At 33.3% G+C, this 1,930-nt stretch carries 1 protein-coding gene and 1 pseudogene; both read left to right on the top strand.

What is annotated here, in order from left to right; all coding sequences use genetic code 11:
* A pseudogene (locus C5469_RS22615) lies at positions 1 to 891 on the top strand (peptidase M23); the annotation flags it as partial.
* A 4-nt stretch (positions 892 to 895) separates the two neighbouring features.
* Positions 896 to 1,366, top strand: a complete 471-nt coding sequence (locus C5469_RS22610; protein WP_166310927.1) for a hypothetical protein — start codon at positions 896 to 898, stop codon at positions 1,364 to 1,366.
* Positions 1,367 to 1,930: the final 564 nt, after the last annotated feature.

Here is a 1,930-nt window from a genome sequence, read left to right as displayed (position 1 = left end):
GACTGGGATAAGTTTATTGCTCATGTTAAGGCGCTATGTATTGATATGGTAGGATTACCATCCGGCAAGGTGTGGCATTTTGATCCGAGGAGGTTTATTACCCATTTCAGGAAGTGCGGGTGGTTAGGGGAAGAAGATATTGTGCGTGTTGTTCGCCGTTACCAAGAAGTACCATTGAGTGTTTATGAGCGGAGACATCCATTGACTCGAAAAGTTTTAATCGACCGAATTACTAATGAAGGGACGACAGCTACTGGAGAAATTAAGCGGCCTGAGAATATAAAAGGTGTTATGCCGAAGTTGTTGATTAAATATGGAATATATACTCCATTAAGGATAGCGCATTTCATAGGGCAAATGGCTGCTGAAACGGGGAGATTTGATAGCTTACTTGAAAATGGATCAGAACAATATTTTGATAAGAATTATGGTCCAGGAACAGTTCAAGGAAATAAATTAGGTAATAATGTTATTGGTGATGGAACCCGATTTAAAGGTAGAGGTGCTATTCATTTAACTGGGCGAGAAAATTATTCTAAATATAATGATTTCCGCGGGGGAATTAATGCTTCATCATTTTGTATTGAGCCAAACAACACTTTACTTGCTACAAATGCTTATTATGCATTTGATGCTGCTGGATATTATTGGTCTAGTAAGCAAAAATATATAAAAGTTAATGGTAAGCCAGTTGAATCAGGTAAGTTAAGTATTAATTATTGGGCCGATAAAGGTAGTGGTTATAATGACGCTAGAGAAGTCACTGGTAGAATTAATCCAGGGCATATGGCATTTGATACAGTGCGTTGGCCTGCTTTTGAGCATGCTTGGTTTATATTGAATGACAGCATTGACTCTGTTGCTAATTGCATTAGTATTGATATGGAATAATTAAATGAAAAAAATATTTATAAGTTTACTTGTTTTTGTTCTTTGTATGTTAAGTACTATATCATTTGCTAACGATATTAATTTCAAAGATCCTAAATCATTAGTAAATGGTTTTATTTATGATTACTATAATTGGAATAAAAATTCTTTAAGGAGTTTAGAAGGTGAAAATTATTTTTCCCCTGAAAAGGAATATTCTAATCTGTTAATGAAATATTGCTTTCCAGAAAAAGTTGGAAGAAATGGGAGTATTTATGGCCAATATCCGTTGCATTATCCGGAAGGAGAAAAAATAATGTCATCTAGAATTAAAAGGAATACAGCCATTGTAGTTACTAAAGTGCCATCTAGGTTTTCTGAAACAGATGATGATGTCGATATTTTTGAATATCAACTATTTTATAAGAACAACAGATGGTTTATAAATGAGGTTTTTTCTATAGATAAAACTGGTAAGAAAACGAGAACACTATAGATAATATCAAAGATAAATAGGGTATGTGATCTAGGTATTAATAATGGAAAAGTCTTTGATTTTCCTAAAGAGTATCAATTTAGACGGAGTTAATATTATTATGAAAGTCTCATATTATTATCTTTTATTGTTTTTCTCTATGCCGGGTTTAGCGGAGATTACGCCGGCTATAACGTTACCAGATAGAAGCAAACACCACCCTGTTACTACTCATGAACTATCGGAGAATACACTTGGTGTGCAATTATCGTCTATATCTTCTGGTCGATGTCATATTAAATTTCAAGATTTTTTTATGGTTCAGGCAGTGATGAAGTTTATTTTAAAGAACAATCACCAATAAGTTCTTGGGTATGTTTGACAGCTGGGGATGTTTTTGAGGCAGGCTATTATTGGTTGGTAGTTGTAATAAAGGATTCTCAATGAAAAGTTTAAGCAATAATATGAATGATTATTCTTCATTTTCATGGAATAAAAGCGGGTTTGTTATCAATTGGCATTCTAAAAAAGATAAACAAGGAAAGGAGGTGAATCATACTAATTATGTTATTAAAAAAGGTGTTT

It is taken from the genome of Photorhabdus cinerea (genome assembly GCF_011189575.1).
GTDB classification, from domain to species: domain Bacteria; phylum Pseudomonadota; class Gammaproteobacteria; order Enterobacterales; family Enterobacteriaceae; genus Photorhabdus; species Photorhabdus cinerea.
The sequence above is the reverse complement of the archived record's forward strand: the minus strand, read 5'-3'. Positions and strand labels throughout refer to the sequence as shown.